Origin of the sequence: Polynucleobacter sp. Nonnen-W13 (assembly GCF_018881735.1) — a bacterium.
Classification (GTDB): Bacteria; Pseudomonadota; Gammaproteobacteria; order Burkholderiales; family Burkholderiaceae; genus Polynucleobacter.
Map to the genome: position 1 here is coordinate 91,014 of NZ_JACVPU010000003.1, position 14,171 is coordinate 105,184.

The following is a 14,171-nucleotide window of genomic DNA, read 5'->3' on the forward strand; positions in this document are numbered from 1 at the left end:
CCTTATGCAAACTCAACTCGCCCCCCAATTCGTCAATACCCCTGAGGGCATTGAAGCCGCCAGAATTCTTGGAAAATGCGTGCACTGCGGCTTTTGCACGGCCACCTGTCCCACCTATCAATTACTTGGTGATGAGCTTGATGGTCCTCGAGGTCGCATCTACCTCATCAAGCAAATGGCAGAAGGCCAAGCCCCCACTGAAAAAACACGTCTGCATTTAGATCGCTGTCTCACTTGCCGTAATTGCGAGAGCACTTGTCCAAGCGGTGTGCAATATGGCAACTTAGTCGATATTGGTCGCAAGTGGGCAGAAGAAAATACTCCCGAGCGCCCTCTTGGTCAGCGCCTCACCCGCTGGGCTTTAAAAGAGGGTTTAACCAGTCCTAGGTTATTTAACTCCGCAATGGCGATTGGTCGCTTGGTTCGCCCACTGATGCCGACTGGTATCCAACGCAAGATTCCGGAAGCCAAAAATAAAGCACTCAATTCAAATACAGATCCCCATGCAAGGCCGCAGACTAGCCACTCACGCAAGATGCTATTGCTCGAGGGTTGCGTTCAACCTGGCATGCTGCCAAACATCAACTCAGCAACGGCACGTGTTTTAGACGCCCTTAAGATTCAGTTAATTGCTGCGCCCAATGCTACTTGCTGTGGTGCATTGCGTTACCACCTAAACGATCAAGCTGGTGGCCTAGAAAATGCTAAACAAAATATCGATGCTTGGTGGCCGCAAGTTGAGCAAGGTATTGAAGCTATTGTGATGACCGCTTCTGGTTGTGGCGTGATGGTCAAAGATTACGGCCATCTATTTTCGAGTGATCCTCAATATGCTGCTAAAGCCAAGACTATCTCCGATCTCACTAGAGATATTTCAGAAATATTGCCAGCGCTTCAGGAAGAACTCGTTGCGCTAGTGGGCGCCGATCCAAAGCCTGGTGTGGTGTATCACCCTCCCTGCACACTGCAACATGGTCAACAAATTCGGGGCAAGGTAGAAGGTCTTTTGACTAGTATTGGCATTGGAGTACGCCTATGTGCTGATAGCCATCTCTGCTGTGGCTCTGCGGGAACCTATTCAGTAACCCAGCCAGAACTCTCAGCACAGTTACGCCATAACAAGTTAACTCACCTCAATGCGGCCTGCGAAGAGTCTGGTGCACAAGTCATTGTTTCCGGAAATATTGGCTGCATCACCCACCTTCAACAAGATGACACTCCAGTCCTTCATTGGATCGAGATTGTTGACCAACTCATTAGCCAACAAAGCCGAATCCAATAATGAGTCAAGTCACCACTAAGCTCATGATGGTGAAGCAGCGACTGGAGTTGGCAGCTTTGGCAGCCAAACGTGAGCCCGAAGACATACAACTACTTGCTGTGAGCAAAACCTTTCCTGCCATAGCAGTTGAGGAGGCTATGCATGCCGGGCAAACTACCTTTGGTGAAAATTATGTCCAAGAAGGTGTTGACAAAATTCAGCAGCTATCCAAATTGCGCCCTTGGCTAGAGTGGCATTTTATTGGTCCACTACAAAGCAATAAGACACGTGATGTTGCAGAATACTTTGACTGGGTACACAGTATTGATCGCCTCAAAATTGCAGAACGTCTTTCTAGTCAACGTGGTGAATTTTCTAACTTAGGCCCATTGCAAGTTTGCGTTCAAATTAACGTCAGCGAAGAAGTTAGTAAAAGTGGTATTCCTCTCGAAGAAGTTGATGCTCTTTGTGATGCGATTTCCAAATTACCAAATTTAGTTCTTCGTGGACTCATGGCCATCCCTGCGCCCAGCGACGATATCAACCAACAACGTCAATCCTTTGCAGCCGTTCGAGAGTGCTTTGTTGGGATTAAGGCAAAGCATAGTAATGATGTTGGGTATGATTTCTTTGATACGCTATCCATGGGGATGTCTGATGATCTGGAGGCTGCAGTCGCTGAAGGTAGCACCATGGTACGTATAGGTAGTGCCATTTTTGGGAAGCGCGATAAGATCAAGACATGAGTACACAACAAATAAACCAAAACGCCCACATCACCTTTATTGGCGGGGGTAATATGGGCCGCGCTTTAATTAGTGGCTTACTAAACAATGGTTTTGAGACCAATCAACTTTCTGTAGTCGAGGCCAATGCTAGTACTGGCTTGCAATTGCATCAAGATTTTGGTGTGCAGATCATTAGCGCTTTGGATCAAATTACTTTTGACTTCTCTAAAAACAACGTTGTAGTAATGGCAATTAAGCCCCAAGACTTCAATGTGGTAGCCAAGTCTTTAAGTGTAAAACTCAAGCATGCGACAGCACCAGGTCCACTCATTCTCAGTATTGCTGCTGGCATTCGTCTCAAAGACATGAGTCGCTGGCTTGATCATGAGCGTTGTGTGCGTGCGATGCCTAATACCCCAGCATTAATTGGTAAAGGCATTACTGGACTGTTCGCCGATGCTGCCGTCAATACCGCCGACCGTGCCCTAGCGGAAACTATTTGCAATGCAGTAGGTCAAGCAGTCTGGGTGCATGAAGAAAAACTCATGGATGCAGTAACCGCCGTTTCTGGAAGTGGTCCTGCCTATGTTTTTGCTTTCTTAGAAGCCATGCAATCGAGTGGGGAGAAACTTGGACTGGACTCGGCTACCGCTCGCAAACTTGCTTACGCCACTTTAGAGGGCGCTACACAATTAGCCCATAACTCAGATGAGCATGCGGGTGTTCTGCGTGAACGAGTCACTTCCAAGGGTGGAACTACTGCTGCCGCATTAGATATGCTCAAGCAACTCGATTGGCATGGTGCACTTGAAAAAGCAATTGACGCGGCTAATCAACGTGGCAGGGCCATGGGTGATGAGTTAGGTAAGACCCAATAGGATTCCCAAAAATAAGAATCCACCCAACCAATTGTTGTGCCTAAAAGCTTTAAAGCAATCCTCCCGCTTGCGAGTAGATATCAATTTCAGATGATACGCAGCGCAAGCTATAGCGAGGCACCAACCCATCCAAAAGTAATTATTCAGGTTTGCTAGTTGAGCGACCCAAATCTGACTCAGAAATAGCATGCCGTAACTCAGAGCAATCGCTAAAACATCAAACTGACCAAAGGTAATGGCCGAGGTGCGCAAACCCAAACGTAAATCATCATCACGATCAACCATGGCATAAGCTGTATCGTAAGCAATCGCCCAGAAGATATTGCCAACAAACAAAACCCAAGCTTCCATTGGAATGAAATCCAATACAGCGGCATAAGCCATCGGAATTCCAAAACCAAAGGCAATACCAAGGACTGCTTGCGGAATAGCAAAAAAACGTTTGGTAAAAGGATAAATAATCGCAAGCGCTAAGGCAAAAAAAGAGAGCTCTTGAGTTAAAGCATTCAGGGGTTGAATGAGTAAGAAGGCTATCAAGGCCAAAGTGGCCGCTACGGCTAATGCTTCTTTTCCAGAAATTTTTCCACTTGTAATAGGGCGCTCTTTGGTTCTCAATACATGACGATCAAAATCTTGATCCGCATAATCATTAACAGCGCACCCGGCACTACGCATTAAAAATGTGCCTAAGGTAAAAATAATCAACAGATGCCATTCAGGAAAACCGCCACTTGCCAACCAAAGTGCCCACAAAGTTGGCCACAATAGAAGTAGCGTTCCGATTGGTTTATCCAGACGGATCAGGTAAGCGTAAGCAACAATACGATCGCGCATCAGATAATTAGTCTTTCTTTAATAGCAATCATAGTCATGATGCAATTATCAAGCTTTTAGAAATTCAGTGCGAGAGCCAAGCCAGCGCTCAAGATGTCTTTCCACTAAGTCGCTATGCTCAGCTAAGAGACGCTCTGCTGCCGTCTGAGCCAACTCAATCAGCCATGCATCTCGCTGAAGGTCGACAAATCGCAACATCGCATCCCCAGACTGCTTGGCTCCCAATAATTCACCTGGGCCACGAAGCGACAAGTCGCGCTCTGCTATTACGAATCCGTCTGCCGTTTCTCGTAAAGTTTGTAGGCGCTCTTTAGCAGCCATGGATAGCGGCTCCGCATACATCAAGATACAGACTGAATCAGCAGAACCGCGCCCAACACGTCCACGCAACTGATGAATCTGTGCATAGCCAAAACGTTCAGCATGCTCGATCACCATCAGCGCTGCATTTGGTACATCCACGCCCACCTCAATCACAGTAGTTGCCACTAGTAATTGAATTTGATTAGCCTTAAATGCGGCCATCACCGCAGCTTTCTCTTCACTCTTTAAACGGCCATGCACTAGACCAACTTTGAAAGTTGGCAATGCTTGCGTGAGTTGCTCAAAACTCTCAACTGCTGTTTGCAACTGCAGTACTTCTGACTCTTCAATCAAAGGACAAACCCAATAGGCTTGCAACCCTTTTACCAGCCAATCATGCAGACCGCTAATCACCTCATCTCTACGAGCTGCCTTGACTACCTTAGTAGCGATCGGTTTTCTGCCGGGAGGCAATTCATCAATTACAGAAACATCCAGATCGGCGTAATAGGTCATCGCTAAGGTACGTGGGATAGGAGTCGCTGACATCATGAGCTGATGGCAATAAAAAAGTTCAGAGCCAATCCGCTGCTGAATCTCTAAACGCTGTCTTACACCAAATCGATGTTGCTCATCAATGACTGCTAAACCCAACTTCGCAAAACTGACTTTATCCTGAATGAGTGCATGTGTGCCAATAATGAGTTGAGCCTCACCACTCTCAATCATTTCTTGTGCGAGTCGTTTTTCCTTAGCTTTCAAGCTGCCAGAGAGCCATGCAATTTTTACCCCTACAGGCTCAAACCACTCCTGCATTTTGAGATAGTGTTGTTCTGCCAGAATTTCTGTCGGCGCCATGATGGCAGCTTGATAACCATGATCTATAGCACGCGCAGCAGCCAATGCTGCAATCACTGTTTTCCCGCTACCCACATCACCTTGTAGCAAGCGATTCATTGGAAAGGTATTTGATAGATCGGATCCGATCTCTGACCAGACACGAGCTTGGGCACCAGTTAGCTCGAAGGGCAAAACTTTGAGTAAGCTTTCCTCAATGCTGGCATTTTTTTTGATTTCATTAATTGCTTGCTGATCCTTGACAAAGCTAGGAGCTCGCCTTTCTCTACGAATGGCGTGCGCCCGCTTTAATGAAATCTGCTGGGCGAGTAATTCTTCAAACTGTACACGCCGCCAAGCAGGGTGAGTGCGCTCTAAAAGTGATTGGGTGTCAGCGTCAGCAGGTGGTTGATGCAAATAGGTAATAGCATCTTGTAGCTGTGGCCAATCATTTGTTGGCAGAATTTCTGCCATTAGCTTGGTGGGTAAAAATTCCGCCAAACTCTCTTTGAGGCTAGCATCCTGCAAAGCTTTCAGCACTGCCTTACGAATCATGGTTTGCGAGATACCAGCACTTGCTGGATAGACAGGGGTCAAGCTCTCAGGCAACGGTGCCTCTGGAATAACTGCACGAACAGTAGGGTGAACTATCTCTGCACCTTGATAGCCCTCTCGAATTTCGCCCCGCACTCGGATATGACTTCCGACTGCCATTTGCTTTTGCTGGCTTGGGTAGAAATTGAGGAAACGGAGTTGCAGCGAAGCAGTATCGTCCTCGATCGTGACCAATAGCTGTCTTCTGGGGCGAAACGTCGCCTGATTACGAATCACGACGCCCTGAGTCTGAATTGAATGAAATCTCCCCAAGCCCAAAGCTTCCTCAATGGTGAAGAGCTCTGTCTCATCCTCGTAACGAGATGGCAGGTGCAAAGCAAGTGCCATAGGGCTGTTTAAACCCATCTTTTCGAGTGCAGTTGGCGGTCGCTTAGTCGTCATCGTTAAAATCCAATACCTGATGGTAATGCTATGCAACTTTCCGACTTCAATTACGACCTTCCGCCCGAACTAATTGCCCAGCACCCGCTAGCAAATAGAACGGATAGCCGCCTCTTAGAGCTGAATATAGAGGGGGGTAATGTCGCCCGATTGCTTGATAGACAGTTCCCAGACATCCTTAAGCTGATCAAACCCGGCGATTTACTAGTCTTTAATGACACCAAAGTGATTCCTGCTCGCCTACATGGCAAAAAGGAGACGGGCGGCAATGTTGAGCTCCTGATTGAACGCATCAGCGGAGATAAACAAGCTTGGGTACAAATCAGAGCCTCCAAGGTCCCTAAAACTGGCAGCATTGTTCATGTGCACAATCAGGCTGGTGAAACTTTCCCCGTTGAAATGATTGGCCATGACGGCCGATTCTATGAAGTTCGCTTTCCCGAGAATGTATTTGATTTACTAGAGCGCTTCGGTGAATTACCCCTGCCACCCTACATTGAGCATCAGCCAGATCAAGAGGATGCCAATCGTTATCAAACTGTCGTTGCCAAGAATCCTGGTGCTGTAGCAGCTCCTACAGCAGGCTTACACTTTGATGAAGCCATCCTTCAGCAACTGAGCGAGCTCGGCGTTAAACAGGCCGCTGTCACTCTACATGTGGGCGCAGGCACTTTCACACCAGTTCGCGAAGAAGATCTTACTAAACACAAGATGCATTACGAGTGGTTTTCAATTCCTGTAGAAACACTTGCAGCAATTACGGCCACCCAGCAGTCGGGCGGTAGAGTCATTGCAGTGGGGACGACGAGCCTGCGTGCCCTAGAGAGTCAGGCCCAAACCCAGCAGGCTAGTGGAGAAACGAATTTATTTATTACGCCTGGTTACACATTCAAAACGGTAGACTGCCTACTGACTAACTTTCATCTACCAAAATCAACCCTACTGATGTTGGTGAGTGCCTTTGCTGGTGTAGAAAATATCCGCAATGCCTATCAACATGCCATTCAGAATCAATATCGCTTTTTTAGCTACGGCGATGCGATGTTCTTAAGCCGTCTTAACTAAACCAGCCCATGACAAAACCTGTTCACTTTAATATCCTCGCGCGTGACTCTGCTAGCCCTGCACGCCTTGGTCAGCTTGACCTTCCTCACGGCAGCGTTCAAACACCAATCTTTATGCCGGTGGGCACTTATGGCACCGTAAAGGCGATGACCCCACGGGATCTGCATGAGGCTAAAGCCCAAATTATCTTAGGCAATACCTTTCATTTGTGGCTGCGGCCTGGTTTAGATGTTGTGAAGAAGCATGGTGGCTTACACCGCTTCATGGGCTGGGATAAGCCGATTCTGACTGATTCTGGTGGCTTTCAGGTCTTTAGCTTGGGAGCACTGAGAAAAATTTCTGAGGAAGGCGTTACATTTGCGTCCCCGATCAATGGCGATAAGTTATTTATGTCACCAGAAGTGTCTATGGAAATTCAGGCGGTACTGAATAGCGATATTGCGATGCAGTTTGATGAATGCACCCCTTACGAAATCAAGGGGCAGGCAACCTCAGAAAAAACTGCGCGCGCCTCATTGGAAATGTCGCTGCGCTGGGGTGATCGCTCCCTAAAACGCTTTCGCGAACTCGAGACTGGCAATGGCCTTTTTGGCATCGTCCAAGGCGGCATGTTTGAAAACCTCCGTGAATTCTCCCTAGATGCCGTCAGTCAGCAGGGCTTTGATGGGATCGCAATTGGCGGTCTCTCCGTTGGGGAGCCAAAGCCTGAGTTTGAGCGCATTCTTAATTTCACAGCCCCTAAGTTGCCAGAGCACATGCCCCATTACCTTATGGGGGTTGGAACACCTGAAGACTTGATGCTAGGCGTCAGTCTCGGCATTGATATGTTTGACTGCGTCATGCCGACTCGTAATGCCCGTAATGGCTGGCTCTTTACCCGCTTTGGTGACCTCAAGCTTCGTAACTCAGGGTACAAGGATGATGATCGCCCTGTCGACCCTAGCTGTGCTTGTTATACCTGTAAAAACTTCACCAGGTCCTATTTAAATCACCTCCAAAAGGCGAATGAGATTCTGGGGTCGCAGCTCAATACCATCCACAACCTCTCTTATTACCTACAGCTAATGGAAGAGGTTCGAGAATCTTTAGCTAAAGACCGTTTTAGTGCCTATCGAGAGGAATTTCATCGGAATCGCCAACGCGGCGTGGAACCCGGACAGGATTAATAGGCCCAGGGCACTAAATCAGCCCTAAAGCCCCATACAGTTTAGAATTGCGGGTTTACGGCTTCGCTTTAAAAGCCTAAAACTGAAGCAGTTCCTTAAGCAGTTTTCAACTGGTAATTAATGGAGGTTTTGTATGTGGATTAGTAACGCTTTTGCCCAGGCTCCAGCCGCGGGTGCAGATTCTGGCGGCTTGATGAGCTTTCTTCCCTTGCTGTTGATGTTTGCAGTGTTGTACTTCATCATGATTCGCCCACAAATGAAGCGTCAAAAAGAAACTAAAGCAATGCTGGAGTCTCTTTCTGTTGGCGACGAGGTAGTGACTGTTGGCGGCATCATGGGCAAAGTAACTGCATTAAAAGACCAAGTGGTGACTGTTGAAATTGCTAGTGGCACTGAAGTGCAAATGCAAAAAGGCGCCATCACAACAGTACTGCCAAAAGGCTCAATGAAGTCTGCTTAATAAGCTTGTTTAAAAGTATCTCAATATGAATCGCTACCCTCTCTGGAAATACATAGTCATCCTCTTTGCCTTATTGATTGGAGGGCTATATTCATTGCCCAATTTCTTTGGAGAGGCGCCAGCGGTTCAAGTCTCGTCCGCCAAGCCAACCATCAAGGTTGATTTGGCGACACAGTCTCGAGTAGAAAAGATTTTGACTGATGACAACATCAGTAACACTGGCATCTTCTTTGAATCTACAGGTAGCGTAGGTTCAATCAAAATTCGTTTTAACAATACCGACATCCAACTTCGTGCCCGCGACTTGCTGCAACAGAAATTGAACATCGATCAAAACGAACCTAATTTCACCGTGGCATTAAACCTACTCTCCAACACACCGAGCTGGTTAAACGCACTCAATGCTTTACCGATGCCTCTTGGCCTTGATTTGCGTGGTGGCGTGTACTTCTTGCTACAAGTGGATATGAAAGGCGCCGTTCAAAAGAAGGTTACTTCTTTGGCAACAGATATTCGTAGTCAGCTGCGTGACAAATCCATTCGCCAGCAAGGTATAGAGCGTGGCCAAGACTCCATCACCCTAACATTTGGCAGCACCGAAGATGCTGAGAAGGCGCGCACCGTCTTGATGACGAGTCAGCCTGATCTGATCTGGCAAGTTAAGCCTACCGGCCTATCTCCAAAACTGGTTGGCGAATTTAAACCGACCGCCCTGAAAGAAATTCAAGATAACGCAGTAAAACAAAATATCGTCACGCTCAATAAGCGCGTCAATGAGTTAGCCGTGAAAGAGCCAGTCATTCAACAACAAGGTGCTGAGCGAATTGTTGTGCAGCTTCCAGGCGTGCAAGATACTGCGCGCGCTAAGGACATCATTGGTCGTACCGCAACTCTGGAGTCTAGGTTAGCCGACCCAATCGTTTCAACTATCGCCATTGGTGAGACTCCACCTCCAGGCATGGATGTTTTCCGTTTTGGCGAAACTCGCCAAGGTGTATTCAAAAAATCGGTCATCTTTAGTGGTGATCGCATTACCGATGCAAGTGCCGGCTTTGATCAAAACCAACGACCTGCGGTAAATATCTCTTTGGATGCTGCTGGTGGGCGTGTGATGCAAGAAGTGACCCGTGAAAACATCGGCAAACCGATGGGCATGATCTTGTTTGAAAAAGGTAAAGGTGAGGTCCTCACGATTGCCACGATTCAAGGTGAGTTTGGCTCTAAGTTTCAAATTACTGGCCAACCAACTACCGAGAGTGCAAATGACTTGGCGCTCTTGTTACGCGCAGGCTCATTAGCAGCGCCGATGGAAATCATTGAAGAGCGTACGATTGGACCAAGCTTAGGTGCTGAAAATATTGAGAAGGGCTTTAAATCTCTCATCATGGGTTTTGTTGCAATCTCGATTTTCATGATTGCCTACTACCTCTTGTTTGGCACATTCTCAGTAGTGGCTCTAGCAGTCAACTTGTTACTCTTGATCTCGGTGTTGTCAATGCTACAAGCCACCCTAACATTGCCAGGTATTGCTGCAATGGCCTTGGCACTGGGTATGGCTATTGACTCCAATGTGTTGATCAACGAACGTATTCGTGAGGAGCTGCGTAACGGCGCCGCACCGCAAACGGCAATTGCTGTTGGCTTTGACAAAGCTTGGGCAACGATCTTGGATTCAAACGTCACCACCTTAATTGCTGGTCTTGCATTACTCGCATTTGGCTCTGGTCCAATTAAAGGCTTTGCAGTAGTGCATTGCCTTGGTATTTTGACTTCTATGTTTTCAGCAGTCTTTTTCTCACGTGGCCTAGTTAACCTCTGGTATGGCAGAGGAAAAAAAGTCCAGAAACTCGCTATCGGCCAAGTTTGGCGCTCACAGGAGAAATAAGTCATGGAATTTTTCCGAATTAAAAAAGATATTCCCTTTATGCGCCATGCATTGGCGCTGAATGCAGTTTCTCTAATTACCTTCTTTGCGGCCGTTTTCTTCCTCTGGCAAAACGGTCTTCACTTATCTATCGAGTTCACTGGCGGTACAGTGATGGAAGTTTCTTATCCACAAACAGCCCCTCTAGATTCAATCAGATCAAAGGTAGAAAAACTGGGCTATGCCGATACCCAGATTCAGAACTTTGGCAGTTCGCGTGATGTGATGATTCGCCTGCCATTGCAAAAAGATGCCGAAGGCAAAATAATTTCTTCTGCGGACCAAAGTGCAGCGGTTATGCAAGCACTTGAGCCAGCCAACTCAGGCGTCAAGTTACAGCGTGTTGAGTTTGTTGGTCCACAGGTTGGACGTGAGCTAGCAATAGATGGATTGATGGCACTACTATTTGTGATTATCGGCATCGTGGTTTATCTCTCTTTCCGCTTTGAGTGGAAATTTGCTGTTGCCGGCATTATTGCCAACCTACATGACATCGTGATTATTCTGGGCTTCTTTGCCTTCTTCCAGTGGGAGTTCTCTCTGTCTGTTTTGGCTGCGGTATTGGCGGTATTGGGCTACTCAGTAAACGAGTCTGTGGTGATCTTTGACCGTATTCGCGAAAACTTCCGCAAATACCGCAAGATGAATACCCGCGAAATTATTGATAACGCTATCACTAGCACAATCAGTCGTACCGTAATTACCCACGGCAGTACTGAAATGATGGTTTTGGCGATGTTGATTTTTGGTGGTCCTACCCTCTTCTACTTTGCCTTAGCCCTCACCATTGGTATTTTGTTTGGCATCTACTCGTCCGTGTTCGTGGCAGCGGCTTTGGCCATGTGGCTTGGTGTGACGCGCGAAGATTTAGTGAAGGGCGATAAAAAACCAGATGATGTTGCGCGCAACGATGATCCCAACTTTGGGGCTCAGGTTTAATCTCCCAATCGGAGTTAATTGATATCCTCAAGGGCGGCCATAATCTTTTGGGTCGCACCTTGATGTTCGAGTGCATACGACTTTGCAGCGCTCGACATCTTTGCCAGTTCGGCAGTATTTAATAGCAACTCTTTTAAAGTTTCCATGAGAACAATGGGCTCACTCAAGATGAGCTCACCCTGGATGCGCTTGGCAGCGCCCATCTCAATGGCATCTAGGGCGGCTTGCTGGAAGTTATAGGTATGCTCACCGAGCAACACTGGACAACCGGCAGCACAAGCCTCAATCAGATTTTGCCCGCCAAACGGAAGTAGACTGCCACCCATGACCACTAAGTCAGCAGCGCTGTAATACATTGGCATCTCACCCATGGAGTCTCCCAGAATCACATCCACGCCAGCATCGCTCTTTGGCGTCTCAATCCATTCTGTACGGCATCGAAATTTCAGACCAGCATCTTGAATTTGATTGGCTACTTCAGAAAAGCGCTCAGGATGACGGGGAACTATACAAAGCAGCGGGGCAATCTCAAAAGTGTTGCCAAGTAAAAGATCTTTCCAAGCCTTCAGGATAATTACCTCTTCGCCATCGCGAGTACTGGCAGCGCAGACCATCAATCGTTGTTTGCCATGTAGATCTTGCTTCCAAAATTGACCTTGCAGAACTAGATTGGGATCAAGCGGTACATCAAACTTCAGATTGCCAACAATCTTCACTTTTTTAACGCCAAGACTACGATACCGATCAGCATCTAATTGTGTTTGAGCCAAGATACCTGAAAATGCCTGAAATAAAGATCTGCCGGCATTACCAAATCGATTGATGCGACGAGCACTTCGTTCAGATAGGCGTGCGTTTACTAAAAATAATGGCAGCCCAATTTCTGCGCAATAAAACACAATGGTTGGCCAAGCCTCGGTTTCCATAAACAAACCGAACTTCGGTTTAAATGTACGAATGAAATTAGCAACAGACCAGCAGAGGTCGTAGGGTAGATAAACCTGATGCAATTGACCTGTAGCAATCGCTCGCTCAAATAGAGCGGCGCCAGTACGGCGACCATTCAGTGTCATATGCGTCAACAGAATCGTCTCACCACGAGCTAGATAAGCTTCAACCAAAGGTTGAGCCGCCCTAGTCTCACCAACAGATACCGCATGAATCCATACAGATCCCTGCGTAGTTGTTTTGCCATCAGCAAAACCCAAGCGCTCAGAGAAGTGACTTAAATATTCAGAGGAGTGACGTGTGCGCCAGGCTAGGCGAAAAAATGCAAAAGGCAGAAGCAGATGCCAAAGCAGTTGATAAACAGCAAACCAGATCTTAGGGCGAGCACCGTATTCCAAATCCTGTGATGCGGGCCCAAGGCTTGGAGTCAAACTCACTTTTTCAGACGTTCGGTCAATTCGACCGCCTTACCTAAATAAGAAGATGGGGTCATCTCGAGTAATAAGGTTTTTGCATCATCTGGAATCTTTAGGCCACGAATGAAGGTTTGTAAATCAGCCTGGTTGATGCCTTTGCCACGAGTGAGTTCTTTGAGTTGCTCATACGGATTCTCAATGCCATAACGACGCATCACAGTTTGTACTGGCTCTGCCAATACTTCCCAGCACGCATCTAGATCAGCAGCAATCGCCGCATGGTTCACCTCTAATTTTCCTAAACCACGCAAGGCGCTGTCATAAGCTAAAACGCTGTGGCCAAAGGCTGGGCCTAAATTACGCAAGACAGTTGAATCAGTTAGATCGCGCTGCCAGCGAGAAATTGGCAACTTCTCTGCAAGATGACGCAATAGCGCATTTGCTACCCCCAAGTTCCCCTCGGAATTTTCAAAGTCAATTGGGTTGACTTTATGCGGCATAGTTGAAGAACCAATCTCACCCGCTTTAGTACGTTGCTTAAAGTAAGCAATAGAAATATACGCCCAGAAATCACGATCCATGTCCAACAAGATTGTGTTGGCGCGAGCAATTGCATCAAACAATTCAGCCATGCCATCATGTGGCTCAATTTGAATCGTGTAAGGATTAAAGGTAAGGCCTAAGCGTTTCTCAACGACATTCTTAGAAAAGTTTTCCCAATCAAAATTAGGATAAGCAGATAAATGCGCGTTGTAGTTACCCACTGCACCATTCATTTTTCCTAATAAAGGGACTGCTGCAATTGCTGCAATCGCACGCTCTAAACGTTTAGCGATATTGGCTAACTCTTTACCTAATGTACTTGGAGAAGCAGGTTGACCATGAGTGCGTGACAACATAGGCACTTTTGCATTCTCAATTGCCAAATCCGTTAATACGGAAAGTATTCTTCTAAGTTGCGGCAACAAAACTTCATCACGAGCGCCACGCAACATCAAACCATGCGAAGTATTGTTGATATCTTCAGAAGTACATGCAAAATGAATAAATTCACTTGCCTTTAAGAGATCAGGGCGACCGGCTACTTTTTCTTTTAAAAAATACTCTACTGCTTTGACATCGTGATTGGTGACCGCCTCGATATCTTTAATGCGTTGCGCATCGGCATCAGAGAAGTTTTCTGGCAAAGATAATAGGAAGGCTTCATCTGCTGAACTAATTTTTGGCACATCTGGCAGGCCCGCTGAGGCCAAAGCCAATAACCAATGAATCTCTACAAACACGCGCTGCCGCATAAATGCGGCTTCGGATAACCAGGGCCTCAAGGCGTCTAGCTTGCCTGCATAGCGACCATCTAAAGGGGATAGTGCATTAAGAGTAGAAATCGGCTGACTCACGAATATTGCCTTTACATTG

At 47.0% G+C, this 14,171-nt stretch carries 12 protein-coding genes; 8 read left to right on the plus strand and 4 right to left on the minus strand.

Annotated features, from left to right (window positions below; translation table 11 throughout):
• The first annotated feature begins 4 nt into the window (after positions 1 to 4).
• The 3 genes from glcF to proC are packed head-to-tail and all read left to right on the plus strand — an operon-like array spanning position 5 to position 2,867.
• Entirely contained in the window at positions 5 to 1,282 is a 1,278-nt protein-coding gene (glcF, locus tag ICN27_RS09000) for a glycolate oxidase subunit GlcF (RefSeq protein ID WP_216269787.1), read from the plus strand.
• Entirely contained in the window at positions 1,282 to 2,007 is a 726-nt protein-coding gene (locus ICN27_RS09005; protein ID WP_216269788.1) for a YggS family pyridoxal phosphate-dependent enzyme, read from the plus strand. The genes glcF and ICN27_RS09005 overlap by 1 nt, the downstream gene beginning before the upstream one ends.
• Positions 2,004 to 2,867, plus strand: a complete 864-nt coding sequence (gene proC / locus ICN27_RS09010; RefSeq protein ID WP_216269789.1) for a pyrroline-5-carboxylate reductase — start codon at positions 2,004 to 2,006, stop codon at positions 2,865 to 2,867. Before ICN27_RS09005 ends, proC begins: the two co-directional genes overlap by 4 nt.
• Here proC and ubiA read toward each other — a convergent pair.
• Both ubiA and recG read right to left on the minus strand, forming a co-directional pair.
• Positions 2,850 to 3,701 (minus strand): 4-hydroxybenzoate octaprenyltransferase, encoded by an 852-nt coding sequence (gene ubiA, locus ICN27_RS09015; protein WP_216269790.1) that lies wholly within the window; start codon positions 3,699 to 3,701, stop codon positions 2,850 to 2,852. The two genes, proC and ubiA, sit on opposite strands and share 18 nt — an antisense overlap.
• 48 nt (positions 3,702 to 3,749) lie before the next feature.
• Positions 3,750 to 5,837, minus strand: a complete 2,088-nt coding sequence (gene recG / locus ICN27_RS09020) for an ATP-dependent DNA helicase RecG (protein WP_216269791.1) — start codon at positions 5,835 to 5,837, stop codon at positions 3,750 to 3,752.
• Positions 5,838 to 5,867: 30 nt separating this feature from the next.
• Here recG and queA point away from each other — a divergent pair, with 30 nt between their 5' ends.
• The 5 genes from queA (at position 5,868) to secF (ending at position 11,391) form a co-directional block, all read left to right on the plus strand.
• Positions 5,868 to 6,902 carry a tRNA preQ1(34) S-adenosylmethionine ribosyltransferase-isomerase QueA gene (queA, locus tag ICN27_RS09025; protein WP_216269792.1) on the plus strand — a complete coding sequence of 345 codons (1,035 nt, stop codon included), beginning with the start codon at positions 5,868 to 5,870 and terminating at the stop codon, positions 6,900 to 6,902.
• Positions 6,903 to 6,910: 8 nt separating this feature from the next.
• Positions 6,911 to 8,068, plus strand: coding sequence for a tRNA guanosine(34) transglycosylase Tgt (gene tgt / locus ICN27_RS09030; protein ID WP_216269793.1), 1,158 nt, complete (start codon positions 6,911 to 6,913; stop codon positions 8,066 to 8,068).
• Positions 8,069 to 8,201: 133 nt separating this feature from the next.
• Entirely contained in the window at positions 8,202 to 8,528 is a 327-nt protein-coding gene (gene yajC, locus ICN27_RS09035; protein WP_215308394.1) for a preprotein translocase subunit YajC, read from the plus strand.
• Between the two features lie 25 nt (positions 8,529 to 8,553).
• Complete coding sequence (gene secD / locus ICN27_RS09040; protein ID WP_216269794.1) at positions 8,554 to 10,413, plus strand: protein translocase subunit SecD; 1,860 nt, start codon at positions 8,554 to 8,556, stop codon at positions 10,411 to 10,413.
• Positions 10,414 to 10,416: 3 nt separating this feature from the next.
• Positions 10,417 to 11,391 carry a protein translocase subunit SecF gene (gene secF / locus ICN27_RS09045; protein ID WP_216269795.1) on the plus strand — a complete coding sequence of 325 codons (975 nt, stop codon included), beginning with the start codon at positions 10,417 to 10,419 and terminating at the stop codon, positions 11,389 to 11,391.
• Positions 11,392 to 11,405: 14 nt separating this feature from the next.
• Here the strand turns inward: secF and ICN27_RS09050 are convergent, their stop codons facing one another.
• Both ICN27_RS09050 and purB read right to left on the minus strand, forming a co-directional pair.
• Entirely contained in the window at positions 11,406 to 12,770 is a 1,365-nt protein-coding gene (locus tag ICN27_RS09050) for a 3-deoxy-D-manno-octulosonic acid transferase (protein ID WP_216861278.1), read from the minus strand.
• Positions 12,771 to 12,772: 2 nt separating this feature from the next.
• A complete protein-coding gene (gene purB, locus ICN27_RS09055; RefSeq protein WP_216269796.1) occupies positions 12,773 to 14,152 on the minus strand; it encodes an adenylosuccinate lyase in 1,380 nt (459 codons plus the stop codon).
• Positions 14,153 to 14,171: the final 19 nt, after the last annotated feature.

Coding starts and splice junctions, on each gene's coding strand:
- glcF (WP_216269787.1), top strand. CDS start 5: ATGCAAACTCAACTCGCCCCCCAATTCGTCAATACCCCTGAGGGCATT.
- ICN27_RS09005 (WP_216269788.1), top strand. CDS start 1,282: ATGAGTCAAGTCACCACTAAGCTCATGATGGTGAAGCAGCGACTGGAG.
- proC (WP_216269789.1), top strand. CDS start 2,004: ATGAGTACACAACAAATAAACCAAAACGCCCACATCACCTTTATTGGC.
- ubiA (WP_216269790.1), bottom strand. CDS start 3,701: ATGCGCGATCGTATTGTTGCTTACGCTTACCTGATCCGTCTGGATAAA.
- recG (WP_216269791.1), bottom strand. CDS start 5,837: ATGACGACTAAGCGACCGCCAACTGCACTCGAAAAGATGGGTTTAAAC.
- queA (WP_216269792.1), top strand. CDS start 5,868: ATGCAACTTTCCGACTTCAATTACGACCTTCCGCCCGAACTAATTGCC.
- tgt (WP_216269793.1), top strand. CDS start 6,911: ATGACAAAACCTGTTCACTTTAATATCCTCGCGCGTGACTCTGCTAGC.
- yajC (WP_215308394.1), top strand. CDS start 8,202: ATGTGGATTAGTAACGCTTTTGCCCAGGCTCCAGCCGCGGGTGCAGAT.
- secD (WP_216269794.1), top strand. CDS start 8,554: ATGAATCGCTACCCTCTCTGGAAATACATAGTCATCCTCTTTGCCTTA.
- secF (WP_216269795.1), top strand. CDS start 10,417: ATGGAATTTTTCCGAATTAAAAAAGATATTCCCTTTATGCGCCATGCA.